Source organism: Streptomyces daghestanicus, from assembly GCF_020521275.1.
GTDB classification, from domain to species: Bacteria; Actinomycetota; Actinomycetes; order Streptomycetales; family Streptomycetaceae; genus Streptomyces; species Streptomyces griseoviridis.
In genome coordinates, this window is sequence record NZ_BNDX01000008.1 from 475,846 (window position 1) to 500,223 (window position 24,378).

Annotated in this window: 23 protein-coding genes; 7 read left to right on the forward strand and 16 right to left on the reverse strand. The window is 71.3% G+C overall.

Features of this window, described 5'->3' with window-relative positions; genetic code table 11:
* Window positions 1-169: 169 nt before the first annotated feature.
* Window positions 170-910, reverse strand: a complete 741-nt coding sequence (gene thyX / locus Sdagh_RS11545; RefSeq protein WP_189424282.1) for an FAD-dependent thymidylate synthase — start codon at window positions 908-910, stop codon at window positions 170-172.
* Window positions 911-1,112: 202 nt separating this feature from the next.
* On the opposite strand from thyX, the gene Sdagh_RS11550 reads away from it, so the two are divergent.
* Both Sdagh_RS11550 and Sdagh_RS11555 read left to right on the forward strand, forming a co-directional pair.
* Window positions 1,113-1,352 (forward strand): hypothetical protein, encoded by a 240-nt coding sequence (locus tag Sdagh_RS11550; RefSeq protein WP_189424280.1) that lies wholly within the window; start codon window positions 1,113-1,115, stop codon window positions 1,350-1,352.
* A gap of 112 nt (window positions 1,353-1,464) precedes the next feature.
* On the forward strand, window positions 1,465-2,022 hold the full coding sequence (locus Sdagh_RS11555) for an SCO5741 family PH domain-containing membrane protein (protein WP_190078435.1): 558 nt from the start codon (window positions 1,465-1,467) through the stop codon (window positions 2,020-2,022).
* Between the two features lie 81 nt (window positions 2,023-2,103).
* On the opposite strand, the gene Sdagh_RS11560 is transcribed toward Sdagh_RS11555, so the two are convergent.
* The 6 genes from Sdagh_RS11560 to eccD form a co-directional block, all read right to left on the reverse strand.
* Window positions 2,104-2,568, reverse strand: a complete 465-nt coding sequence (locus tag Sdagh_RS11560) for a tetratricopeptide repeat protein (RefSeq protein ID WP_189424275.1) — start codon at window positions 2,566-2,568, stop codon at window positions 2,104-2,106.
* A gap of 25 nt (window positions 2,569-2,593) precedes the next feature.
* Window positions 2,594-3,346, reverse strand: coding sequence for a 4-hydroxy-tetrahydrodipicolinate reductase (gene dapB, locus Sdagh_RS11565; protein WP_190012173.1), 753 nt, complete (start codon window positions 3,344-3,346; stop codon window positions 2,594-2,596).
* A 32-nt stretch (window positions 3,347-3,378) separates the two neighbouring features.
* Window positions 3,379-4,758 (reverse strand): M16 family metallopeptidase, encoded by a 1,380-nt coding sequence (locus tag Sdagh_RS11570; protein WP_189424271.1) that lies wholly within the window; start codon window positions 4,756-4,758, stop codon window positions 3,379-3,381.
* Window positions 4,755-6,974, reverse strand: a complete 2,220-nt coding sequence (locus Sdagh_RS11575; RefSeq protein WP_189424269.1) for a polyribonucleotide nucleotidyltransferase — start codon at window positions 6,972-6,974, stop codon at window positions 4,755-4,757. The genes Sdagh_RS11570 and Sdagh_RS11575 overlap by 4 nt, the downstream gene beginning before the upstream one ends.
* Before the next feature lie 294 nt (window positions 6,975-7,268).
* Complete coding sequence (rpsO, locus tag Sdagh_RS11580) at window positions 7,269-7,556, reverse strand: 30S ribosomal protein S15 (protein WP_004924725.1); 288 nt, start codon at window positions 7,554-7,556, stop codon at window positions 7,269-7,271.
* 254 nt (window positions 7,557-7,810) lie between these two features.
* Window positions 7,811-9,274, reverse strand: coding sequence for a type VII secretion integral membrane protein EccD (gene eccD, locus Sdagh_RS11585; protein WP_264201188.1), 1,464 nt, complete (start codon window positions 9,272-9,274; stop codon window positions 7,811-7,813).
* 261 nt (window positions 9,275-9,535) lie between these two features.
* Here eccD and eccCa point away from each other — a divergent pair, with 261 nt between their 5' ends.
* From eccCa to Sdagh_RS11610, 5 genes are all read left to right on the forward strand, one after another.
* Window positions 9,536-13,474 (forward strand): type VII secretion protein EccCa, encoded by a 3,939-nt coding sequence (gene eccCa, locus Sdagh_RS11590; protein WP_190078434.1) that lies wholly within the window; start codon window positions 9,536-9,538, stop codon window positions 13,472-13,474.
* Between the two features lie 76 nt (window positions 13,475-13,550).
* Window positions 13,551-13,862, forward strand: a complete 312-nt coding sequence (locus Sdagh_RS11595; RefSeq protein WP_190078433.1) for a DUF6317 family protein — start codon at window positions 13,551-13,553, stop codon at window positions 13,860-13,862.
* Entirely contained in the window at window positions 13,859-15,154 is a 1,296-nt protein-coding gene (locus tag Sdagh_RS11600; protein WP_190078432.1) for a hypothetical protein, read from the forward strand. Before Sdagh_RS11595 ends, Sdagh_RS11600 begins: the two co-directional genes overlap by 4 nt.
* The gene (locus Sdagh_RS11605; protein ID WP_190078431.1) at window positions 15,151-15,864 is read left to right on the forward strand and encodes a hypothetical protein; all 714 of its coding nucleotides are present in this window, start codon (window positions 15,151-15,153) and stop codon (window positions 15,862-15,864) included. The genes Sdagh_RS11600 and Sdagh_RS11605 overlap by 4 nt, the downstream gene beginning before the upstream one ends.
* Before the next feature lie 23 nt (window positions 15,865-15,887).
* Window positions 15,888-16,490: a hypothetical protein gene (locus tag Sdagh_RS11610; RefSeq protein ID WP_190078430.1), complete on the forward strand. Its 603-nt coding sequence runs from the start codon at window positions 15,888-15,890 to the stop codon at window positions 16,488-16,490.
* Window positions 16,491-16,520: 30 nt separating this feature from the next.
* Here Sdagh_RS11610 and Sdagh_RS11615 read toward each other — a convergent pair whose 3' ends face one another.
* From Sdagh_RS11615 to Sdagh_RS11655, 9 genes are all read right to left on the reverse strand, one after another.
* Window positions 16,521-17,405 (reverse strand): hypothetical protein, encoded by an 885-nt coding sequence (locus Sdagh_RS11615; protein ID WP_190078429.1) that lies wholly within the window; start codon window positions 17,403-17,405, stop codon window positions 16,521-16,523.
* Between the two features lie 23 nt (window positions 17,406-17,428).
* Entirely contained in the window at window positions 17,429-18,547 is a 1,119-nt protein-coding gene (locus Sdagh_RS11620) for a hypothetical protein (protein WP_190078428.1), read from the reverse strand.
* A 5-nt stretch (window positions 18,548-18,552) separates the two neighbouring features.
* Window positions 18,553-19,830, reverse strand: coding sequence for a putative T7SS-secreted protein (locus Sdagh_RS11625; RefSeq protein ID WP_189424250.1), 1,278 nt, complete (start codon window positions 19,828-19,830; stop codon window positions 18,553-18,555).
* A 78-nt stretch (window positions 19,831-19,908) separates the two neighbouring features.
* Window positions 19,909-20,196, reverse strand: coding sequence for a WXG100 family type VII secretion target (locus tag Sdagh_RS11630; RefSeq protein WP_189424248.1), 288 nt, complete (start codon window positions 20,194-20,196; stop codon window positions 19,909-19,911).
* Window positions 20,197-20,322: 126 nt separating this feature from the next.
* Window positions 20,323-21,084 carry a hypothetical protein gene (locus Sdagh_RS11635; protein WP_226535038.1) on the reverse strand — a complete coding sequence of 254 codons (762 nt, stop codon included), beginning with the start codon at window positions 21,082-21,084 and terminating at the stop codon, window positions 20,323-20,325.
* 156 nt (window positions 21,085-21,240) lie between these two features.
* Entirely contained in the window at window positions 21,241-21,729 is a 489-nt protein-coding gene (locus Sdagh_RS11640; protein WP_189424245.1) for a protease inhibitor I42 family protein, read from the reverse strand.
* A gap of 16 nt (window positions 21,730-21,745) precedes the next feature.
* Window positions 21,746-23,326, reverse strand: coding sequence for a WXG100 family type VII secretion target (locus Sdagh_RS11645; RefSeq protein ID WP_189424243.1), 1,581 nt, complete (start codon window positions 23,324-23,326; stop codon window positions 21,746-21,748).
* A gap of 76 nt (window positions 23,327-23,402) precedes the next feature.
* Window positions 23,403-23,780 (reverse strand): hypothetical protein, encoded by a 378-nt coding sequence (locus tag Sdagh_RS11650; RefSeq protein ID WP_189424232.1) that lies wholly within the window; start codon window positions 23,778-23,780, stop codon window positions 23,403-23,405.
* 19 nt (window positions 23,781-23,799) lie between these two features.
* On the reverse strand, window positions 23,800-24,153 hold the full coding sequence (locus tag Sdagh_RS11655) for a WXG100 family type VII secretion target (protein ID WP_190078427.1): 354 nt from the start codon (window positions 24,151-24,153) through the stop codon (window positions 23,800-23,802).
* Window positions 24,154-24,378 lie beyond the last annotated feature (225 nt).

Consider the following 24,378-nt stretch of genomic DNA (forward strand, 5'->3'; position numbering starts at 1 on the left):
CTTCCCTCGGGGGAGGCGGCGCCCGGGGACGGAGGCGGAGCCCGGCACTGCCTGCTCGGGGGTTCAAGCAGTGCCGGGTCCGTTCGATCAGGCTAGATGAACTTCATGAAATGCCGCAATACGGACACTTCACCCGGCTGATCGCACATGCGTACCCGTGCGCGGAGCGTTACGGCGCCACCCGCCCGTTGGCGTTGAAGGCGGCGTGGGTCAGCGGCATGAGCCGCTGCCACTCGGCCTCCATCTTCTCGCCGACCATCTCGATCTCCCGCTGCGGGAAGGACGGCACCCTGGCCAGCTCGTGCTGGGTGCGCAGGCCGAGGAAGTGCATCAGCGAGCGGGCGTTGCAGGTGGCGTACATCGAGGAGTACAGGCCGACGGGGAGCACCGCGCGGGCGACCTCGCGGGCGACACCGGCGGCGAGCATCTCGCGGTAGGTCGCGTACGCCTGCCGGTAGCTGTCGGCCATCGCGCGGCCGACCAGCTCCTGCTGGGCCTCGGTGCCCTCGACGAAGCGGTACTTGCCCGGACGGCCCTCCTGGACCAGCTTGCGGGAGGCGTCGGGGACGTAGAAGACCGGCTGGAGCTCGCGGTAGCGGCCCGACTCCTCGTTGTAGGACCAGCCGACGCGGTGGCGCATGAACTCGCGGAAGACGAAGATCGGAGCGCTGATGAGGAAGGTCATCGAGTTGTGCTCGAACGGGCTGCCGTGCCGGTCCCGCACGAGGTAGTTGATCAGGCCCTTGGAGCGCTCCGGGTCCTTGTCCAGCTCGGCCAGGGACTGCTCGCCGACCGTGGAGACCCGGGCGGCGAAGAGCACGTCGGCGTCGGAGGCGGTGTGTTTCACCAGCTCGACGGTGACGTCGCTGCGCAGGTCGATCTTGAAGTCGTCTTCGGGCGTGTCGGTCACGGTGTGGAGGGCCTTCCCGTCTCGTCGTCTTGCGGACGCCACTCTACGGCGGACCCGAAACGGGGCGTTCACGGCCGTGCCGCGATGAAGTCGGTGAAACAGGGCACGTTCCGTGGAGTCCGTTCGTCTGTACAGACGGGTGTTCTCACCCACCTCTCGTACGCAGACCGGTGTTCTTCGAGTCCTGGAGGGAGACGTCCTCATGATTGGCCGGCGTGAACCCGTCCCGTTCGCCTTCGTCGCCGAGGCCGACAGGTTCCGCAGCAATGTCACGCCCCCGCCCCCTGAGCGCATGTCGTTCGGTCAGCTGGCCGGGCGCTGGCTGCTGGGGCTGACCATAGTCGCGGGGCTGGTGGGGTCGCTGGTGATCGGGATGCCCGCGCTGTCCCTCGACCACTCCACGCAGCAGACGCAGCAATCACAGGCGTCCGACCGGCGCTGAGCCGTCACCCGGCCGGCGGCGGCTCCATCCGGGCCCCGAGGGTGGTGACCGGGGACACAGGTCGATAGCCTCACCGGGCACAGCCCACGCATGGAGCGAGTGAGGACCAGCCGTGCCCCTGACCTTCCTGACGGCCGACCGTGCTTTCGACACGGCCGACGACGTCGCGCTGCCCCACGACGACCGGGACCGCTGGCAGCGTCCCTACCGCCCCGGTCCCTGGCGCGTCGGCGCGTCCGCGCTGTTGCTGCTGGTGGCGTCGTTCGTGCTGTTCGCGGCGGTGGTCATCGCCGCGACCGGGACCGCGGGCTCGGCCGGAGCGGTCTTCGGCGTCGCCCTGGTCGCCATCGCCTGCGCGCTGCGGCTGTTGCGCATGGGCGTGTGGGTGAGCGCGCGGGGCGTGCGCCAGGTGGGCTTCCTCGTCAGCCGTACGGTGCCGTGGGAGCAGGTCGTCGAGGCGCGGACGGTGCAGCAGCCGGTGCGCTGGCTCGGGCTGCCGCGGACGGTGCAGGGGCAGGCACTGGTGCTCCGGCGCCGGGGGCGGGGTGCGGGCGAGGCCCTGCCGCCCCTGCTGACCTCGCACAACGCGGACTTCCTCGCCCGGCCGGAGGGGTTCGACCGGGCCTCCGACGCCGTGGAGGCGTGGGCGGCGGAGTACCGGATCGGCTGAGCGGCCCGCGCGACGACATGCCGGTGGCCCGGCCCCCGTCCGGACGGGGGCCGGGCCACCGGCATGTCGGGCAGCGGGGAGTCAGGCCGTCCCGGTGTGCGGGCCGGTGCCCGCGTCGTGGAGCCTGATCGCCCGCTGCATCGCCTTGCGGGCGCGCGGGGTGTCCCGGGCGTCGTGGTAGGCGACGGCGAGCCGGAACCAGCTGCGCCAGTCGTCGGGGGCCGCCTCGGTCTCGGCCTTGCGCCGGGCGAAGACCTCGTCGGCCGAGTCACGGTCGATCCGGCCGCTGGCGGTGCGCTTCAGCTCGTCGACGGGGAGGGCGCCCTCGGCGTCCAGCTCGGCGGCGAGCCGGTTGGCCTTGCGGACGAACTGGGTGTTCTTCCACAGGAACCACACCCCGATCACCGGCAGCACCAGCACCGCGACGCCGAAGGCGACGGTGACGGGGCTGCCGGCCTCGATGAGCAGGACGCCGCGGCTGCCGACCAGGACGAAGTAGAAGACCAGGACGAGGGCCGTGACGGCGTAGGTGATCTTGGCGCGCATGGGGGTCAGGGGCTCGGTTCCGGTCTCAGCTCAGGTCCAGGAAGTGTTCCAGGCCGAAGGTGAGGCCCGGAGTGGTCACCACACGGCGGGCGCCGAGCAGGATGCCCGGCATGAAGCTGCTGTGGTGCAGGGAGTCGTGCCGGACGGTGAGGGTCTCGCCCTCGCCGCCCAGCAGGACCTCCTGGTGGGCGAGGAGCCCGCGCAGCCGGACCGCGTGCACCGGGACGCCGTCGACGTCCGCGCCGCGGGCGCCGTCCAGGGCCGTGGCGGTGGCGTCGGGCGCCGGGGCGGCGCCTGCCTTCCGCCGGGCCTCGGCGATGAGCTGGGCGGTGCGGGTGGCGGTGCCGCTGGGGGCGTCCACCTTGTTCGGGTGGTGCAGCTCGACGACCTCGACGGACTCGAAGTAGGGGGCGGCGATCTGCGCGAACTTCATGGTCAGCACGGCGCCGATGGAGAAGTTCGGCGCGATGAGGACACCCGTCCCCGGGGACCGCTCCAGCCGGCCCGTGAGCCGCGCGAGGCGCTCCTCGGTCCAGCCCGTCGTACCGACGACGGCGTGGATGCCGTGGCCGACGCAGTAGTCGAGGTTGTCCATGACCGAGGCGGGCGTGGTCAGCTCGACGGCGACCTGGGCGCCGGTCTCGGCCAGCGTGTCCAGGCTGTCGCCACGGCCGAGCGCGGCGACCAGTTCCATGTCCTCGGCGGCCTCGACCGCCCGTACCGCCTCGGAGCCGATCCGGCCCCTGGCGCCGAGGACGGCCACGCGCAGCTTGCTCATCTTCCAGTTCCTTAACCGAGAGCTGACAGGGATCAGGCGACGGCGTCGTGCAGCCGGGCCGCCTGCTTGTCCTTCAGCGGGCCGATGACCGACAGCGAGGGCCGCCGTCCCAGGATGTCGCGGGCGACCTCACGGACGTCGTCCGGGGTGACCGAGGCTATCCGGGCCAGCATGTCGTCGACCGACAACTGCTCCCCCCAGCACAGCTCGCTCTTGCCGATACGGTTCATCAGCGCGCCGGTGTCCTCCAGACCGAGGACCGTGGAGCCGCGGAGCTGGCCGATGGCACGGTCGATCTCCTCGTCGGGCAGTCCGTGCTCGGCGACCTGGTCGAGTTCGTCCCGGCAGATCTTCAGCACGTCGTGCACCTGGGAGGGCCGGCAGCCCGCGTAGACACCGAAGAGGCCGCAGTCGGCGAAGCCCGAGGTGTACGAGTACACGCTGTAGGCCAGGCCGCGCTTCTCGCGGACCTCCTGGAAGAGGCGGGAGGACATGCCGCCGCCGAGGGCGGTGTTCAGCACGCCGAGCGCCCAGCGGCGTTCGTCGGTGCGGGCCAGGCCCGGCATGCCGAGGACGACATGGGCCTGCTCGGTCTTGCGGCCGATCAGCTCGACCCGGCCGGCGGTGCGGAGGGTGCGGCGGCCGTCGCGCGGGGCGATCGGCACGGCGTCCGGCTTCCTCAGGGCGCCGGCCTTCTCGAAGGCGGCGCGGACCTGCCGTACGACCTTGTTGTGGTCGACGTTGCCGGCGCAGGCGACGACCAGGTGGGTGGGGTCGTAGTGCCGCTTGTAGAAGCGGCGGATGCGGTCGGCGGTGAGGGCGTTGACCGTGTCGACGGTGCCGAGGACCGGGCGGCCGAGGGCGGTGTCGCCGAACATGGTGTGCGCGAACAGGTCGTGCACGCAGTCGCCCGGGTCGTCCTCGGTCATGGCGATCTCTTCGAGGATGGCGCCGCGCTCGACGTCGACGTCCTCCTCCCGGATCAGCGAGCCGGTCAGCATGTCGCAGACGACGTCGATGGCGAGCGGCAGGTCGGTGTCGAGCACGCGCGCGTAGTAGCACGTGTACTCCTTCGCCGTGAACGCGTTCATCTCGCCGCCGACCGCGTCGATCGCGGCGGAGATGTCCAGGGCGGACCTGCGGCCGGTGCCCTTGAAGAGCAGGTGCTCCAGGTAGTGCGTGGCGCCGTTCAGCGACGGGGTCTCGTCGCGGGAGCCGACGTGCGCCCAGATGCCGAAGGTGGCGGAGCGGACCGAGGGCAGCGTCTCGGTGACGATACGCAGGCCGCCCGGGAGGGTGGTGCGGCGGACCGTACCGATGCCGTTCTCGCCCTTGATCAGGGTTTGGGTACGGGCGACGGCCCGCGCCTCCGAGGAGGTGCGGGCCGTCGCCTTCGAGCTACGGGACGTCACTGGTCGGCGTCGTCCTTCTTGTCCTCGGCGGCCTCTTCGCCCTCGATCACGGGGATCAGGGAGAGCTTGCCGCGGGAGTCGATCTCGGCGATCTCGACCTGGACCTTGGCGCCCACGCCGAGGACGTCCTCGACGTTCTCCACGCGCTTGCCGCCGGCGAGCTTGCGGATCTGCGAGATGTGCAGCAGACCGTCCTTGCCGGGGAGGAGGGAGACGAAGGCGCCGAACGTCGTCGTCTTCACGACCGTACCCAGGTAGCGCTCGCCGACCTCGGGCATCGTCGGGTTGGCGATGCTGTTGATCGTCGTACGGGCGGCCTCGGCGGAGGGGCCGTCGGCGGCACCGATGTAGATGGTGCCGTCGTCCTCGATGGTGATCTCGGCGCCGGTGTCCTCCTGGATCTGGTTGATCATCTTGCCCTTGGGGCCGATGACCTCACCGATCTTGTCCACCGGGATCTTGACGGTGATGATCCGCGGGGCGTTCGGGGACATCTCGTCCGGGGTGTCGATCGCTTCCATCATCACGTCGAGGATGTGGAGGCGGGCGTCACGGGCCTGCTTGAGGGCGGCGCCCAGGACGGAGGCCGGGATGCCGTCCAGCTTGGTGTCGAGCTGGAGCGCGGTGACGAACTCCTTGGTGCCGGCGACCTTGAAGTCCATGTCGCCGAAGGCGTCCTCCGCACCGAGGATGTCGGTGAGGGTGACGTAGTGGGTCTCGCCCTCGATCTCCTGGGAGATCAGGCCCATGGCGATACCGGCGACGGGGGCCTTCAGCGGCACACCGGCGTTCAGCAGCGACATGGTGGAGGCGCAGACCGAGCCCATGGACGTCGAGCCGTTGGAGCTCAGCGCCTCGGAGACCTGGCGGATCGCGTAGGGGAACTCCTCGCGCGTCGGCAGGACCGGCACGAGGGCGCGCTCGGCGAGGGCGCCGTGGCCGATCTCGCGGCGCTTGGGGGAGCCCACGCGGCCGGTCTCGCCGGTGGAGTACGGCGGGAAGTTGTAGTTGTGCATGTAGCGCTTGCGGGTCACCGGGGAGAGGGTGTCCAGCTGCTGCTCCATGCGGAGCATGTTCAGCGTGGTGACGCCCAGGATCTGGGTCTCGCCGCGCTCGAACACCGCGGAACCGTGCACCCGCGGGATGGCCTCGACCTCGGCGGCGAGCGTACGGATGTCCGTGACGCCGCGGCCGTCGATGCGCTTCTTCTCCTTGATGACGCGCTCGCGGACCAGGGTCTTGGTCAGCGCGCGGTACGCGGCGGAGATCTCCTTCTCGCGGCCCTCGAACTCCGGCAGGAGCTTCTCGGCGGCGAGCGCCTTGACGCGGTCCAGCTCGGCCTCGCGCTCCTGCTTGGCGGCGATGGTGAGCGCCTGGGCCAGCTCGGGGCGGACGGCGGCGGTGAGCGCCTCCAGGACGTCGTCCTGGTAGTCGAGGAAGACCGGGAACTCGCCGGTGGGCTTGGCGGCCTTGGCGGCGAGGTCGGCCTGGGCGCGGCAGAGCACCTTGATGAAGGGCTTCGCGGCCTCGAGACCGGCGGCGACGACGTCCTCGGTGGGGGCCTCGGCGCCGCCCTCGACCAGCTGGATGGTCTTCTCGGTGGCCTCGGCCTCGACCATCATGATCGCGACGTCGCCGTCCTCCAGGGTGCGGCCCGCGACGACCATGTCGAAGACGGCGTCCTCGAGCTCGGTGTGCGTCGGGAACGCCACCCACTGGCCGCGGATCAGCGCGACGCGGACGCCGCCGATCGGGCCGGAGAAGGGCAGGCCGGCCAGCTGGGTGGACGCGGACGCGGCGTTGATCGCGACGACGTCGTACAGGTGGTCGGGGTTGAGGGCCATGACCGTGCAGACGACCTGGATCTCGTTGCGCAGGCCCTTCTTGAAGGACGGGCGCAGCGGGCGGTCGATCAGGCGGCAGGTGAGGATGGCGTCCTCGGAGGGACGGCCCTCACGGCGGAAGAAGCTGCCGGGGATCTTGCCGGCGGCGTACATCCGCTCCTCGACGTCCACCGTGAGGGGGAAGAAGTCGAGCTGGTCCTTGGGGTTCTTGGAGGCGGTGGTGGCCGACAGCACCATGGTGTCGTCGTCCAGGTAGGCCACGGCGGAACCGGCGGCCTGCTTGGCGAGGCGGCCGGTCTCGAAGCGGATGGTGCGGGTGCCGAAGGGGCCGTTGTCGATGACAGCCTCGGCGTAGTGGGTTTCGTTCTCCACTATGGTCTTCTCCGTTACATTCAGTTACATGTCGTCTTTTCGTCCCGCCGCGCCCGTGTGGCGGGGGGACGGTGCGGAGAAGCGTCCGGTGCGGGCCGGTCTTCGATCGAAGCCCCCGGCGTATCTCTTCCCCGGGGGCCACTACCGAGGACCGGCGGCGGCGCGGTGACGCTCTCCTTCTCGTGTTACCTGCTCGTGCCTGTGCCTAACACACTACAAAGCAGCAGTGACACTGTGCACGTACGGCAAAGGGAGCGGCTCCCGAAAGAGGGGAACCGCTCCCTTCACGGCGTCTTACTTGGCGCCCGCCGCGCCGCGGCGGATGCCCAGGCGGTCGACCAGCGCGCGGAAGCGCTGGATGTCCTTCTTGGCCAGGTACTGCAGCAGGCGGCGCCGCTGACCGACCAGGATCAGCAGACCACGACGGGAGTGGTGGTCGTGCTTGTGGGTCTTGAGGTGCTCGGTCAGGTCGGAGATCCGACGGGACAGCAGGGCGACCTGGACCTCGGGGGAGCCGGTGTCGCCCTCCTTGGTACCGAACTCGGAGATGATCTGCTTCTTCACTGCGGCGTCGAGAGACACGCGTGCTCCTCTTGGTCTTGATGGGCCTCCGAGTGCCCCCGGTCTGCTTCTCGGGGGATCTTCCGTGACTCGGAAGGCGGGGGTCCGCTGGGCGCGGCCTCCAGGCGCCGAGGGCGGCTCCGGGGGTGCGTACACAAACGGCCGTCGGTCAGCTTAGCAGGGTACGGCCGGGGGGCCTGCCCCGCCTGTGCTCACGGTATCGGCCGCCACCCGTGCGGGTGGCGGCCGAGGTGCCGCGCGGAACCGGGGGCCGGTCAGCTGGTCATGCCCCGGGCCGCCGCGTACAGGTCGAGGACGGCCAGGCAGAGCGGGACGAGGGAGAGCAGGACGGCGCCCTCGCTCAGGTCGAGCATGCGGCCCCAGAACGGAGTCACGCCCTTGCGCGGCACGATCAGGCCGATGGCCAGCAGGAGCACGGCGCCGAAGGCGACGGCGGCGGAGAGCCAGATGGTGCGGAAGTCGAGCGGGGCGCTGTTGTGGTTGTACAGCAGTTCCTTGATGACGTCGGCGGGCGGGTTCAGGGCCAGGCCCAGCGCGAGCAGGCAGACCGTGACGATGCCGGACATCATCAGCGTCACCACGTGGGACGTGTAGAGGAAGAGGCGGGCCCGCATCAGCATGGCGAGACCGACCGCCAGGGAGAGCAGCTGGGCCCAGCCGTTGGAGGAGAAGCCGAGCACCACGCCGGCGGCGGCGACGCCGGCCACCGCGCAGCCGCCGACGAGGCCGAGCAGCAGCTCGTGGCCGCGGCGGGCCTGGTCGGCGATGAGCTGGAAGTCGACGGGCTCCTGCTCCTGCTGGTCGTCGGCGCGTCCGCGCTTGGCGATCTGGTCGGGTGAGCGGAAGCCGATCGGGAGCTTGGCGAACCGGGCGGACCAGCCGGGGAGGAAGCCGATGGCGGCGGCCATGATCACCGCGGTGACGGCGGCGGCCTCCCGCGGCTCGGACTCGCTGACGATGGTGCCGAAGGTGGCGAGGACGCCGACGCCGGCGGCGAACGCGGCGGCGATGAACGGGGCGTCGCGCTGCGGCAGCATCAGGACGAGCAGGACCCCGGCGACCAGGACGACGGAGAGGCCGATCAGGAGCTGGAGCCGCCCGGGCCCCTCCCCCGCCGGGACGCCCAGGACGCCGGAGCCGCCCACCATCAGGTGCGGCAGCGAGGCCAGCCCCAGGGCGACGGCCGCGTGATGGTCGTCGTAGACCCGGGCCCGTACGGCGGCCAGGGCGACGAGGACGACGCCGGTGACGCCGGCGATGACACCGGGCAGGCCGTGCATGTCGTGGGCGAGCGGCTCGGAGAACCACAGGACCAGCGCCATCATGGTCAGCAGCAGCCCGCCGGCGGCGAGGCCGACCCCGCGCATCATGCCGTCGTTCCAGCTGCGCCGGTCGGTCTCGACGGCTGCGGCCACGGCGTCCACGACGTCGTCGAAGACGGCCGGCGGCAGGGAGTCCGCGAACGGCCGCAGCAGCAGCAGTTCACCGTCCCTTATCTGCTGCTCGGCCAGCGACCGGCCGTCGTCGAGGACGGAACCGTCCCGGCGGACCAGGTTGTACCCGGTGGGCGCGGCCTCCTCGGGTGTCTGGCCCGACAGCCTCAGCACCTCCGGGTACACGTCCGACAGCGGCACGTCCTCCGGGAGTGCCACGTCGATCCGGCTGTTCGGCGCCGCCACCGTGACTCTGCAGAATCCGGTTGCTGAAACCGTGCTCACCTGACGGTTCCCCCTCGTCCAGTGTTCGGTGATCCGGCGCGGTTTGCCCGGGTGATTCCCTGACCGCGCCTCATTCGGTGCGTCACCCTACCGTCCCGGCCCGCTCTCCCCTCATCCCCTCCCGGCCCGGAAGGCCCGCAGAACAGTAGGATCAACGCCCGACTCATGGGCCCGGCAGAGACCGGCGAGTTGACGTACATACGGGGGCCGTCACAACGGGGGCGGTTCGAGATTGCGATCGCGTGAAGGACTGGTGCATCGGTGAGCGTCGTCATCGTCAAGCGCCCGCCGCGGGTGTTCCCGCCGGAGGTGCCGAGTGAGGAGGTCAAGCTCGAATCTCCACCGGAACTCCCCAGGACCGAGGACGACAGTCTGCTGATGAACCTGCTGCCCATGCTGGGCATGGGTTCGTCCGCGGCGTTCTTCTTCATGCCGGGCGCGCAGGGCTTCATGAAGATCATGGGCATGCTGATGCTGGCGTCCACGATCGCCATGGTCATCGCCCAGCTCGTGCGGGCCCGCAAGGGGTCGTCGGGGCAGATGGCCGAGACCCGGCGCGACTACCTCAAGTACCTGGCGCAGAAGCGGCGGGAGGTGCGCCGCACCGCGCTGAAGCAGCGCGACGCGCAGCACTATCTGCACCCGGCGCCCGAGCAGTTGTGGGCCCTGGTCGCCGAGGGGTCGCGGCTGTGGGAACGGCGTTCCAGCGATCCGGACTTCGTCCAGGTGCGCATCGGTCTGGGACCGCAGCAGCTGGCGACGCCCCTGGTGGCGCCGGAGACCGCGCCCGTGGACGAGCTGGAGCCGCTGACCGCGCACGCGATGCAGCAGTTCATCGCCGGGCACGGCACGCTGAACGAGCTGCCGCTCGCCGTCAACCTGCGCTCCTTCTACCACGTGACGGTCTCCGGTGACACCGAGACGGTGTACGGCCAGACCCGGGCCGTGCTCGGCCAGCTGGCGTCGCTGCACTCCCCCGAGGACGTGGTGATCGCGGTCGTGGCCGCGCCGGGCGCGGCGGTGGAGTGGGAGTGGACCAAGTGGCTGCCGCACATGCAGCACAAGGAGTCCGACGGCGCGGGGACGCGACGGCTGCTCTGCTTCGACCTCGGTGAGCTGGAGGAGATGCTCGCCCAGCAGCTGGAGGGCCGGCCCCGGTGGAGCCGGGACGGCCAGCCGGTCCTGGACCAGCCCCACTTGGTCGTCGTCCTGGACGGCGGTGGCGTGCCGGCCGACTCGGTGCTCGCCTCGGCGGAGGGCCTGCAGGGCGTCACCATCCTCGAGGTGGTCCCCGGCGAGCTGGACGAGCCGCGGGGTTCACTGTCGGTCCGGGTGGTGCCCGACGCCCTCGAACTGGAGGCGGGTACGGGCGTGTTCACCGGTACGCCGGATGTGCTGTTGCAGGCGCAGGCGGAGTCGCTGGCCCGTCAGCTGGCGCCGCTGCGTCTCGGTGCGGCGGACGCGGACGAACCGCTGCTGGCCAACCTGGACTTCACCGACCTGATGCAGATCGGCGACGCGGCGAGCGTGGACGTCTCCCGCACCTGGCGGCCGCGCACGCTGCACGAGCGGCTGCGTGTCCCGATCGGTCTCGGGGAGAGCGGGGAGCCGGTCATGCTGGACCTCAAGGAAGCCTCGCAGGAGGGCATGGGCCCGCACGGGCTGTGCGTCGGCGCGACCGGTTCGGGCAAGTCCGAGCTGCTGCGCACGCTGGTGCTGGGGCTCGCGGTGACGCACTCCTCCGAGACGCTCAACTTCGTCCTCGCGGACTTCAAGGGCGGCGCGACCTTCACCGGCATGGGCAACATGCCGCACGTCTCCGCGGTGATCACCAACCTGGCCGACGAGCTGACGCTGGTGGACCGCATGCGCGACTCCATCACCGGTGAGCTGACCCGCCGCCAGGAGCTGCTGCGGCAGGCCGGCAACTACGCCAACATCACCGACTACGAGAAGGCCCGCGCGGCCGGTGCCCCGCTCGATCCGCTGCCCTCGCTGGTCCTGATCATCGACGAGTTCAGCGAACTGCTGGCCGCCAAGCCGGACTTCATCGAGATGTTCATCCAGATCGGCCGGATCGGCCGTTCGCTGGGCGTCCACATGCTCCTCGCCTCTCAGCGCCTCGAAGAGGGCAAGCTGCGCGGCCTGGACACCTTCCTCTCCTACCGCATCGGTCTGCGGACCTTCTCCGCGGCGGAGTCGCGTACGGCGATCGGTGTGCCCGACGCCTACCACCTGCCGAACGTCCCCGGCGCGGGCATCCTGAAGTACGGCACCGAGACGATGGTGCAGTTCAAGGCGGCTTACGTGTCCGGCACCTACCGGCCGAACGGGCCGGTGGCCGAGGGCGGCGGCCGGATCGACCGGTCGCCGGTGCTGTTCACGGCCGCGCCGGTGCCGGTGCGCATCCTCGCCGACCCCGAGCCGGAGACCCGCCGGGACCAGATCGACGACGCGCTCGCCGACACGGTGCTGGATGTCATCGTCAGCCGCCTGGACGGGCAGGGCCCGCCGGCCCACCAGGTGTGGTTGCCGCCGCTGGACGAGCCGTTCAGCCTGGACCAGGTGCTGCCGGTCCTGGGCATCAGCCCGGAGCGCGGGCTGCACGCCGAGGGCTACCACGCGCAGAGCAAGCTGGTCGTCCCGGTCGGCCTGGTCGACAAGCCCTTCGAGCAGCGTCGTGACGTCATGTACGCCGACCTGTCGGGGTCCGCCGGTCACGCCCTGATCGTCGGTGGTCCGCAGTCCGGCAAGTCGACGCTGGTCCGCACGATGATCGCGGCGTTCGCGCTCACCCACACCCCGGCCGAGGTGCAGTTCTACGCCCTCGACTTCGGCGGCGGCGGCATGCTCGCGCTGGACGGCCTGGCCCACATGGGCGGCGCCGCCTCCCGCCTCGACCAGGAGAAGATCCGCCGTACGGTGGCCGAGGTGCACGGCATCCTCAACGCCCGCGAGGAGTTCTTCCGCTCCAAGAGCATCGACTCGATGGCGACCTTCCGCAACCGCCGTGCACAGGGCCACTACCCCGACCAGCAGTGGGGGGACGTCTTCCTGATCATCGACGGCTGGGGGACGTTCAAGACCGACTACGAGATGCTCGACCCGGTCATCGCGGACATCGCTACCCGGGGTCTCGGTTTCGGCATCCACCTGATCATCACGGCGACCCGGTACACCGAGATGCGGCCGGCGCTGCGCGATCAGATCCTCAGCCGGCTGGAGCTGCGGCTCGGCGACGCGATGGAGTCGGAGTTCGACCGCAAGCGGGCCGAGAACGTGCCGATGGGCAAGCCCGGCCGCGGTCTCTCCCCCGACAAGCTGGACTTCCTCGCCGCCACGCCGCGGATCGACGGATCGACGGCGGTGGAGGACCTGGCCGACGGCATGGCGAACCTCGTCACCGGCGTCAACAGCGCCTGGCAGGGCCCCACGGCTCCCCGGGTGCGGATGCTGCCGACCCTGCTGCCGGCCGCGGAACTCCCCGCCGGCGGCGACTTCGCCGGCCGGGGCGTCGCCATCGGCGTCGACGAACTCACACTCTCCCCGGTGTTCGTGGACTTCGAGACCGACCCGCTGTTCGTCGTCTACGGCGAGAGCGAGTCCGGCAAGTCCTCGCTGCTGCGGTTCATGGCCAAGCAGGTCTCGGAGCGGTACGCCCCCGACAAGGCGCTGTTCGTGGTCTCCGACTTCCGGCGCGCGCTGCTCGGCCAGATGCCCGAGAGCCACATGTACAAGTACTGCGCCTCGGGGCCGCAGCTCCAGGAGGTCATGGAGTCGCTGGCCGGCTCGATGAGCCGCCGTATGCCCGGCCCGGACGTCACCCCCGACCAGCTGCGCAACCGCAGCTGGTACACCGAGCCCGACGCGTTCATCTTCATCGACGACTACGACCTGGTCGCCACGTCGATGGGCAACCCGCTGTCGGTCCTCATGGAGTACCTGCCGTTCGCCCGCGACCTGGGCCTGCGCATCGTCCTGGCCCGTACCACGTCGGGTGCCTCGCGCTCCTCCTTCGAGCCGGTCCTCACCCGGATCAAGGAACTGGGCGCCCAGGGCATCGTCCTTTCCGGTGACCCCTCGGAGGGCCCCGTCTTCAACAACGTCAAGGCGGCGCCGATGCCGCAGGGCCGAGGGCAGTTCATCTCCCGGCGGTCCAGCGGGACGCTGGTGCAGACCGGATATCTGCCGGAGAGCTGAGCCGGCCGGACCGGGAAGGGGAGGGGTGGGCCGCACGCGGCCCACCCCTCCCGCCCTTTCCTGGCATATTGCCCCCGTGACCGATTACTTCAAGACCGACACCGCCGAACTGGCCCGTTTCAGAACGACGCTGGAGAACGCCAGGGCCGAGCTGGACAACGTCCGCACCTGGATGCGGGACGTGTCCGCGGAGGGCATCGGCACCAAGGAGCTGGACGCCGCCTGCGCCGAGTTCCACGAGCACTGGACGTACGGCTCCGAGCAGCTGGCGGAGCTGACGGGCAAGTTCGCGGAGGGTGTGAACCAAAGCAGGGCCGACTACGAGGAGGTCGACCGGGCCCTGGAAGAGGGGTTCCGCAAGGCGGCCGCGCAGGGAGGCGGAAAGTGACGGCCCACCCCTATCGGCACCTCGGCTTCGATCCGGTGCCGGGTGACGTCTCCGTCGTCTCCGGCCTGACGGCGAAGCTTCAGAAGTCGGCACGGACGATCGCCGACGCCCACAAGATGATCGAGAACCTGCGGTCGGGCAGTTCCTGGGAGGGCGACGCGGCGGTCGCCTTCCGTGAGCAGCTCGACGGTGCGCTGCCGGTGAACCTGAAGAACGCGCACGCCTCCATCACCCGGGCCGCCACCGCACTGGCCGAGTGGCAGAAGGCTCTCGACGGTTACCAGGAGCGGGCACGGACGCTGGACGGCCAGGCCGAGGAGGCGAAGGGGAACATCGCCAGGGCGGAGCGCCAGGAGAAGGAGGCCGCCGCCGATCCCGACCTCGGGCTCGCGGGCAGGACGTTCACCGACGACGCCGAGCTGAGGCGCGCGCAGGCGCGGCTGGACCGGGCGACCGAGGAGCTGACGCGGGCCCGCGAGGCGGTGAGCGGCGCCCGGACCGCGTACGACGACGTGATCAAGCGGGCCCGGGAGCTGGCGGAGGAACACGGCACCGGTGCCCGGGGCACGGCGCGCGTCCTGCGGGACGCCACGGACAAGCTGGCGCCCGAGGAGCCGAACTGGTTCGAGTCGGCCATGGACTGGGTGGGCGACAACCTCACCGACGTCCTCGGCGCGATCGCGGCCGTCGCCGGCCTGGCCGCCCTGTTCTTCGCCGTACCGGTCGGCCCGGTCCTGCTGCTGGTGGCAGCGGCGGCGAGCACGGCGACGCTGGTCAGCCGGTTCTCCGACCCGGTGGTGCGGGCGTCGCTCAAGGACGGCTTCGCCAAGGGGGAGTTCGACGCCGATTTCAGGAGCAACGCCGTCGGCGTGGTGGGGGACGCCCTGGGTGTCGTACCGGGTGCGGCGTCGGTGCTGCGCGGCGTGAACGGGGCGGTGCGGGCTGCGAACGCGAGTGCCGAGGCGCTCACACTGGGCCAGAAACTCGCCAGTGCGGGCAGCAAGACCATGACCGTCGCCGAAAAGATCCGCACGGCCGAGAATCCGCTGACCACGTGGCTGGTCAAGGGAGCCGGCGACCCGCGGGCGGTGGCGAGCGCCATCGACACGGGTGTGGCGGGGGCAGGCGCGCTGACCGGCACCTACGGTGTCGCCAAGAACGTCTGGGACGAGATCAGGAAGCCGGCCGCCGAGGAGGTCTCCACCGGCATGGACGGTGCCCGTGCCGGCACGTTCGACGGGGCGGCACACGGCTCCACCCTCATGACGACGATCAGGCCGTTGGCAGGATGACGGACGAATCGACCCTTGAGTACGCCGTCGACGAATCGGCGATGCGTTCCGACTGCGACCTGTGGTTCGCCGTGCCACCGGGGTTCACGGAGCTGCCGTTCGCGAGCCTCTTCCACGATTCCGGGTCACCCGAGGGCGGACGTGCGCGTGCCGCGATCGACGCGCTTCTCGACCTCGTACCGGAGGAGAAGCTGGCGGACCTCCTCACTCGTCTGAGTGAGGCGCACGCCACGGTGGGGTTGTTGATCAGGGAGGGGCTGATCCATCTCTCGCTCGGTGCGCACGAGGCCGACGACGGGCGCGTACTGGAGTCGGTCCTCACCCTCAACCGCGGGGAGATGCCTCACGGTCCGCGGAACCTCATGGCGGCGCGTGCGGCCACCGCCCGGCAGAGCGCACTGCCTGTGGCCGTGCCGCACCTGCCGTGCGGTCCGGCGGCGTTCACCGAAGCGGTGATGGAGCTGCCGGCCGAGGCGGACACCCGGTGCCGCTCCCTCTACCAGGCCACGGCCTACCTGCCGTACCCCGACGGCGGACGACTGGCCGTGCTGACCTTGACCAGCACCGCTGTCGACGCCCGGGAGTTCTTCCGCGACGTCCACCGTGCCATCGCGGAATCGGTGAGTTTCGACAATCCGCTGCCCGAAGCCCTGAAGGCACGGGCCCCCGAATCCGATGTCGCGGCGTCCGTGCGCGCCGTGTTCGGCTGATCACGGTGACGGAGCCGATCACCATGACTGTTCCCGCTGTCAGGACCGCGTACGAGGACCCGGCGACACGATGGGCCTGGCGCCGTGCCGCCTCGTTCCGGCTGGGTGTGGTCCTGCTCTCCCTGGCGTCTTTCGTGGCGTGGCTGTACGCGGTGGTGCTGACGCCGGTCTGGGCTCTGTGGATCTGGATGCCCGTTCTGTTCGTGCTGATCCACATCGCTCTCCAGGCGCTTGTGCTCGTCCTGACGGTGAACCGGCTGCGGCGCGTGCTGAAGGTCTACCCCTGGCAGTCCTGTCCCGGCGCGGCCTCCATCGCCAAGAACGGCACCACCCGTTTCACCCTCGCCGATCCGGAGGCGCCGGACCGCCGGATCACCCTGAAGTGGGGGGACTGGCTGGGGAGCGGCGTCACCTTCTGGGTCCGCGAGGTCAAGGCCGGAGGGGTCGGCGAGATCTGGTTCGCCGGCGACCCCCGGTTCCTCGGAGTCGTCGCCGCTCCCGGGCCTCGCCGACTGCTCTCGGTGGCGCAGAAGGAAGCCGTCGACGACCGGACGGCCGCCCGCAGGCGTGGCGTGAGTCCCGAGGCCCGGGAGCGGGCCAGGGCGGCGGGGGCACGGGTCGGGTGAGGGGGCGGTCGTGGTGGGACGCGGCGTCCGTCAGAGGCGGGAGTCGAAGAGCTTGCGCAGGGGCGGGGACAGTTCCGGGACGGCCGTTCCGGCGGCCTGGGCCCTGGCCAGCTCGTCGACGTAGCGGCGCGCTTCCGCGGCCAGTTCGGCCCGGCGCCTGCCCAGGCGGTGGCCGGCGAGCCAGGTCCAGATGCCGAGGACGGTGAGGAGGACGGCCGCGTACGCCGCGGGCGTGTCCCGCGTCACGGCGTAGCCGACACCGAGGGCGCCGGCCACGACGAGGACCCAGCCCGCCTCGTCGTGCCAGCCGCCGCGCTCCGCGATCCGCTCGTACTCCTTGACCGCGGCGGTCCTGGCCGGCAGCGGGGCGGCCGTGCCGACGGGGGTCTGCGGCCTCCGGGCGGGGGCCGGACCACCGGCGGGTGCGGTGTACGGCGGCAGCGGGGCGACCTCGATGTCCCCGCCCCCGCGGCCGGTCAGCCAGGCGGGGACGACGGCCACCGGCACGCCGTGCGCGAGCGCCGCCGCGAGGACGTGCCGGTAGCCCTCCAGAAAGGGGTGCCGCAGTTGCCGCCTGCCCTGCCGGTGGACCCGTACGAACGCGGCCACCGCCAGGACGAGCAGGAGGGCCGGGGGTACGACGGCGAGCGCGATGTTCCCCGGCCCGCTCAGCGCGGCCCACAGCAGCCAGGCGAGGCCGGCGGTGCCCACGAGGGACGCGGCCCACACGGGGGCACCGTGGGCGGTGCGGTGCAGGGCGGCCCGGTGTTCGGCCAGCCCGCGCCGGACGGCCGTGTCGTCGAGGTAGTCGTAGCCGTGGGCACGGCCGTATTCCCGTACGGCTTCCAGCAGCCGGGGGTCCGCGGACAGTGCCGCCGCGCTGACCGGCAGGAGGGCGGGTGCGGGACGGGTCATGAGTGGCTGCTTCCTGCGGTCGGCTATCCGAAGACGGAGTCGCCCGTGGCCCGCACCGTACGGGTGCAGGGGGCGACGACCTCGACGACGAGCCGGCGCCGGCCGGCGAGGAGGGTGGCGCTGACACGGGTCCCGGTGCCGCCGTCCGCGGCGAGGGCGACGCTCTGGCCCGGAGTGCCGGACAACTTCAACCAGCCCTGCGCCTGCAGCACCTCGTCGAGCCGGGTGACGGCGGCGGCCAGGAGCGTGTCCTCGACGTCGTCCACCTGCCACTGGTGGCGGGCCGTACAGGCCGAGGTCAGCCCCTTGGCCCAGCAGTCCGCGCAGGTCACGGCGGACACCGCGTTGCCCTCGTCCATCCGGCCCCGTACGGCGAGCACGTCCAGGACACGGCTGGAGTGGGCGTAGAGCCGCTGGACGGCCTCCGGATCGGGTGCCGTCGCGCTGACCGGCTGGGCCTGGGAGAGCGCGGCGGCCATCTCGGCCTCCTCCTCCGTGGCCCAGTCCAGGGTGCGGATGATCGTCGCGAACAGCTCGGAGTAGAAGTCCCAGTCCTCCATGGAGGGCGTGGACAGTTCGAAGGCGAGCATCTCGGCGTCGTTGGGCAGGGGGACGTAGACCTGTATCTGGCCGCGCGGCACGGTCACCGGCTGCCCCGTCGGGGACCCCTCGGCGGCCAGCTCGAAGGGGGCGTCGCCGATCCGTACGACGGCCCGGGACTCGCCCCGGCCGCAGGGGAGGGCGGCGAGGCGGACGTCGTCGGCGGGGTAGGCCCGTCGCAGAGCGGCGAGTGCCTCCGGCAGGGCGTCCTCCGTGGTGATGTCCGGGAGCGGCATCCGGTAGACGGCGACGTTGGCGGTGCTGGGGCGGCCGTCCATGTCCATGAGGCAGAAGCCGGCGTACACCGCGCCGGCGCCGCGCAGTTCGTCGAGCATCGCCGCGTAGGTGACGAACATGCGCAGCCGGTCGTCGTCCGTGCCGCCCGGCAGCACCTGATGGACGGTCTCGTAGAGCCGCTCGGCGGCCTCTTCGGCGTCGTCGGTGTCCACGGGGATCTCGTGGAAGAACGGCGGCATGACCCATCCGACGTGGAGGCCGGGTTTCTCGGTGGTGTCGGAGCGTACGGTGGTGAGTTCGGACATCGGTCTCAGGCCGCCAGGGTGTGGTGGAACTTGTCACCCGTGGCCGCCGGGTACGGCATGGTCCGCACGGGCGGGGTGCTGCTGTCCAGGAGCCGGTCCTCCGGGCTGCCGGGGGTGACCGGGGCGGGCTGGGTGGACACGGGCGGCGTGCCGGTGCCGCCTCCGTCGCCGCCGCCGAGGAGGTGGCCGAGGCCGAAGCCGGTGGAGAAGCCCTTGACGCCCACCGTGATGAGCGCGGGGTCGACCTGCTTGCCGAACTTGCTCAGTCCCCAGGTGATCGCCTTGGTGCTCATGGGGTTGGTGATCTGCCCGATCATGGTCTTGGCGCCCGCCGTGACGCCCGAGGCCACCCGGCCGCCGGTGAGGAGCGCCTTGCCGCCGACGAAGAGCCCCTTGGCCGCGCCGCCCACGCCCGGGATCACCCCCAGGGCGTCCAGGCCGACCTTCCACATCGGCGCTCCGCCCATCCAGTGGCCGGCCATGGCCGCGCCGGCGAACGCGACCGAGCCGGCGCCGAGGATCGCCGAGGCGACCTGGCCGCCGATCGGGACGACGTTGACGATGATCGCGGCCGCGGCGAGCGCGGCGGAGATCGTCGAGAAGAGGTCCGCGTTGTCGATCAGGAAGTCCTTGAAGCCGTCCCAGGCGCCCTTGAGGCCGTCCGTGATCTTGTCCCAGATGCTGATGTCCGGCGGGCGGTTCTCCGCGGCCTCCCGGATGGCCTTCTCGGCCTTCGCGGCCTGTTCCTCCCAGTACTTGCGGAGCGCCTCGCCGTTCTCGATGACCCGCTCCAGGTGGGACGCGGCGTCCTGGGCCGCCCTGGACGCGGAGTCGGCCTCCTCGGTGAGGGCGTCGGCCTCCTGCTGGGTGAGCTGGCGGAACCTCGACTGCGCGATCTTGCTGTTGACCTGGTCGACGGCGTCGTTCCTCTGCTCCAGCTGCTTGCGGACCTCGACCGCCTCGGCCTCCAGCGACTTGGCCTGCCGCTGCATGGTCTCCAGCTCGCTGTGCCAGCTCTTGAGCGCCTGCGAGCAGGCGTTCATCGACTCGTGCCCCTGTTGCAGGTACTTGGGAAGTTCGCCGACCTTCTGCTGGAACTTCTGGGCCGCCTCGCCCTCCCACGCGCCGTCCGTCCTGCCGATGGTGACCAGCATCTGGCGCAGCTCGTCGAGTTCGTCACCGACCGTCTTGACGTCGTAGGCCAGCGACTGGATCGTGTGCAGGTCGCCCTTGGCCGGGTTGAACGTCAGTCCGGGCCAGTCGGCGTCGTCGAAGATTCCCATCGTCTTCTCCCCGTTGTGTACGAATGATGTGCGCGGGACGGGTCGTGCCGTCCGCGGGAGCGGAGCGTCCGGCCGGGGCTACTTCTGGCTGAAGCCCTTCTGCAGGTCCTGGTCGGTGGTCCGGTAGGACTCGACCGTCTTCCGCAGGCCCTCGTGCAGTTGCTTGGCACCGTCGGCGATGCGCTTGATGCCGTCGCCCCAGGCGTCCTGGAAGTCGTCGCAGGCGTTGTCCAGGCCGTCGGTGCCCAGTCCCTTCGGGCCCACCTTGTTCAACCGCTGCTGCGCGCCGCGCATGCGGTCGTCGACCTGGTCCAGCCTGTTGATGAGGCTCTGCATGCGGTCGATATCGATCTTGAAGTCCGACATCCCTGTTCGTCTCCCCGTGAGCGTGATCGAGAACGTGCCGAGTCACTGGCGAGTCAGGTTATCGGAACGACACCAGGGGGCCCACGCGTCCGCGGGGACCCTCACCAAGTCGTCGCACGGGTCCGGTCAGCCCCGGTCCCACACGTGCAGGACGGCCTGGGCGTACGCCAGGCGCCAGTCGACGCGGGAGGGGACGAGGCGGTACACGCGGTCCGACTTGTACTCCAGGGCGGCGTCCGCGTCGTCCGGCGTCCGCCACCGGGTCCAGGCCGGGAGTTCCATCTCCCACTTGGCGTCCTCCTTCGCGCTCTCCTTGTCGCCGAACAGCAGCGCGAGGGAGCCGTAGACGGCCATGATCGCCCAGCACACGAAGTAGAGCGGGGAGATGACGCAGAGCACCACCCAGGTCCTGACGGGGCCGACTTCCGCGGCCAGCTCCGGGCCGCCGTGCGCGGGCCGCACGCTCCAGCGCACCCGGCGGGGCCACAGGAGCCGGCCGGGGTGCCGGGTGATCCGGCCGATCGGGGCGCCGTCGGCGCCGTACACGTCGTACCGCCCGGTGCCCGCCGAGCGGACCGAGCAGAGCGTCGCCCCGTCCACGCCGGTCACCGTGAACGGCGGCCGGGCCATGCGTCCGCCCTTCGGGGCGTCCTGGGGTACGTGCACGTGGGCGAGCGGCTCGCCCCGTGTGCCGGGTCCCGCCTGCCGGATGGTCGTGGTCTGCTCCCCCGGCTTCACCCGGGTGTGCCTGTGCAGTCTCCGGTTGGGGATCTCGATCAGCGTCTCCGGAGCCGGGCCGGCGGTGGTGTCGTGCTGCCGCGGCCCCGGCTGCGGAGTTCCGCCCGTCCGCTCCCCCCGCGAAGCCGATCCCTGACTGCTCTGCTGCATGGCCGCCCCACTGTCGCTGCGGTTGACGATGACGCCCGACAGAATCTCAGACGCCGTCGGCGTGTGTCGCGGTGCGGGCCCGCGCTCCTTCAGGCGCCGCCCGGACACCACGACCGGGGCCGTGCGGCCGGCTCCCGCACGGCCCGGGTCCCGCCCTCAGCCCCGTACGGTCACCTCGAACGTGTAGTACCGCGCCTTTTTCGCCTGGTCGGAGTTGGTGGACTCCGCGTCCGGCCGGGGGGACGCCGTGGCGCCCTTGCCCACGCAGGTGCCGACCGGGCAGTGCAGGACGCGGATCTCCGTGGTGCCGGCGCCGACGGCCTCGTAGTCGAAGTACTGGGTGCCGTCGCCGCCGCCCGAGCCGTCCGAGCCCTCGTACTCCTCGCGGTCGCCCTCGCCGCGGACGACCTTGCCGTCGGGCTCGGGCGGGACGACGTACCACCACTCGCCCTGGGTGGGAGCCATCGGGAAGGAGAGGGTGAACTCCTCCCCCGCCTCCGCCTCGATGGAGCGCTGGCCGGTGCCGTACTCCCGCCGGTCGGCGGAGGAGCCGCAGGCCGTCAGGGTGCCGGCCGCGCCGCACAGCAGCACGGACGCCGTGAGGCGGACGAGCCGCCGCCGTACGGTCGTCTGGTGGGTGTTCACCGGTGGACTCCTCGCGTCACTGGGGGACGTGCACGGCGAAGGCGTCGGGCAGCCGCTCGTCCGATGCCTTGTCCATGTGGCCGTTGACGAAGTCGTCCTCGCTCACCCAGGTGGTGTGTCCCCAGGGGTTGTAGATCTGGAGCATGTCGCCCTCCTGACCGATGATCATCATCTGGTGGCCGACCCGGTTGCCGTCGGCGTCCTTGCCCTCGACCTCCACGGGGACGGGCCTGCCGTCCGCGACGGCCCGCTCGATGTCCGGCAGCACCTCGCGCCGGGCGTCCGCGCCCTCGCGCAGCTCGTGGTACTCGTACTCCGCGCCGGTGTGCGGGCTGATCTCGGCGTTGGCCACCTCGTGCTGGCCGTCGGCGTCCATACCGTCCGGGGCACCGCCCCAGAAGTGCTCGTAGTCGCCGTCGCCCTCCTCGTGCACCCGGGTCAGCTCATCGTCGAGGCGCGCCCGGAAGGCGGCGCCGTCGTCCTCCTGGCCCGAGGGCCCGCCGGTGAGTTCGAGGGCGTAGACGGGGTCGACCATGGCACGGGCGCCGATCGTGGAGCCCGGTACGCAGGTGTTGCCCTTCTGCGACCAGTTCTCCCCGTCGAAGGTGAGCGAGTCCGTGACGCCGGGCTGGTCCACGCTGCCGGCCTCGGTGACCGCGGGCGACAGGTGCCGCTGGAGCCACGCCTCGTCGTCGCCGTGCGCGTGGATCTTCCCGCGGAACTCCCGCACGGCGTCGACGTCGTATCCGGCGGCGACGGCCTTCATCAGATAGGCGCGCTCCTCCGGCGACTTGGACTCCTTGAGCATCCGTTCCAGCTCCGCGCGGTCCCCGGCGTCCATCTCGTTCATGAACCGCGCGGAGCGTTCGAGGTCGCCGGCGCTGAGGATCTCGTTGTACTCGCGGTCCGCGCTGTTCTCGTCGACGCTGCTGGTGTCGGCGAGCATCAGCTTGTCCGCGGCCGTCAGGCCCTGCGCGTCGAGCTTGCCCGAACGGGCCTCGGAGGCCCAGCGGTTGAGTTCGCCGGCCGCCGCGCGCGCCGCGTCGTCGGCCACGACCGCGGCCTGGTGGCGCCGCTCCACGCCGTCGAGCGCCTTCGTCCTCGCCCGCTCCACGACGGCGTCCTCGTCGTCGCTGTCCCACATGCCGTCGAAGAAGCCGTCCTCACCGCCGAGCGAGGAGCGCGCCTCGGTGAGGATCTCACGGCCCGTACGGTCCTGCCGCTGGGCTTCCTCCACGCCGTCCGCCAGCGCGACGAGCGCCTTGGCGCTGCCCTCGAACGCCTCGCGCATCCGGTCCGCGGCCCGCTGCGCGGCGGCCACCACGTCCGTCGCGGCCACCTGCGTCGTGCCGGTCCACACCTCGGGCAGCCCGGAGGCCGCGTCGCCGATCCGACCCGAGGCCTCGTCCACCGTGCTGCTGGCCTGCTTGAACTGCTTGGACGCCGTCTCGATCGCGCCGGGGTCACCCACCGGCGCCTCGACCGCGAGCGCCTTGTCGATGGCCTCGATGAGATCGTTCTTGTCGCCGGCTCCCTCGATGCGGCCCTTCAGGCCGGCCAGTTCGGAACGCCGTGACGTCGTGGACTCCCCCGCCATGCCCGGGCTCTCTTTCCTTGTGCGTGTGCGTGTGCGTGTACGGATACGGGTCCCGCCGGTGCCGTCCGGCGGGCGGTCACCGACGCGCGCCGGCCGTGCGGTGGCGCAGCGCGAGGATCTCGGCGACGGCCTCGAACCAGCGCGCCACGGTCTCGTCGTCGTCCGTGCTCCGGGCCACGGCAGCGGCGTTCGCCAGCCAGTCGGTGGCGGTCCGGGAGGCGTCGGCGACGGGGAAGGGCTCCGGGAGGCCGGCCGCGTACCGCGTACCGCCGCTGCGCACGATCTTGGCCAGGAACGCCACGGCACGCGGCTGGACGCCCAGCCGGTCCAGGGTGACGGCCGCGGCGACGGCGCCCTCGCCGAACAGGACGCCGCGCCGGGTGGCGGCCGGACCGATGCCGTACCGCAGGAGGGTGGGCAGGTCGAGCCGGAGGATCTGTTCTTCGGTGCTCATGCGTCAAGGACCTCGTGTGTCAGCCGAACGGGGAGGGCTCGGACGCCGCCGGGACCGGGGGCTGCCCGCCGGTGCGCGCGGCGCCCTGCACCCGCTGGAGGGCGGAGTCCTCCGCCGCGCCGTAGTTGGTGCCGGTGATCCGGAGCTTGCCGGCGATCTCCTCCAGGGCGGAGCGCAGGACGCCCGCCTCGTCGTGCCACGCGGTGACACACCGTTCGAAGGCGGGGCCCGAGTCCTCGCCGCCGTAGACGTCGTGGAGCGAGCACTGCTCGCCGGGCATCTGGGACGCGGCCGTGCCGATGCCCTCGGCCGCGGCGTCCAGGTGCCGGACGTTCTCCTGATACCCGCTGGAGTCAACCGAATAGGTCGACACATGGCCCCCGTCTGTCATGTGTTCGAGTGCTGCCCACTCGCCGATTGGCGTGACCTTATCAAGCCGGATCGCCGACGGGCGATCTTGTGCGCACACCTCTCACCGGCCCGGCAGGGGTGGTGCGTCGGTCGCTTGTTCCCCTGTCTCACCCGGCGCACGTTGCTGCACGTCCTGGCACGCCGCATCGGGCCCGCTCCCACGGCCGTACTCGTCGACGAACGCCTC